Annotated in this window: 1 protein-coding gene; it reads right to left on the bottom strand. The window is 53.6% G+C overall.

Annotated elements, in window-relative coordinates; all coding sequences use genetic code 11:
* Positions 1-330 (bottom strand): hypothetical protein (locus H8L32_RS27350; protein ID WP_222619530.1); only part of this gene is annotated, 330 nt, incomplete at both ends.

Below are 330 nucleotides of genomic sequence, written 5' to 3'. Positions count from 1 at the left end.
CCAGTGTCAGGTTGGTGTTGCCTGTGATGATGACTTTACCGGCTGTGCCTGTGTCCATTGGCAGGTTGAGAGCGCCGATGAAGTTGGACGCGCCTGTGCTGTTGACTGTGAGTGTTTCATAGCCTGTACCGCCTACGCCATTGGCGGAGGAACCAGAAGTATTGCCACCGATGTTGACTGCACCAACTTGGACGTCAGACAGATTCAATGCACCGACGTTGGCACCTGTCAGTACGCCTGTACCGAAGGAGAATTCAACGACGCCAGCCTGGTTGGCGTTGGAGCTGGTGATGGACATGGTATCGAGAACGGATTTGATGTTTTCGATAC

Source organism: Undibacterium hunanense, from assembly GCF_014284335.1.
Lineage (GTDB): Bacteria > Pseudomonadota > Gammaproteobacteria > Burkholderiales > Burkholderiaceae_D > Undibacterium > Undibacterium hunanense.
This window is presented reverse-complemented; position numbering and strand designations above follow the sequence as displayed.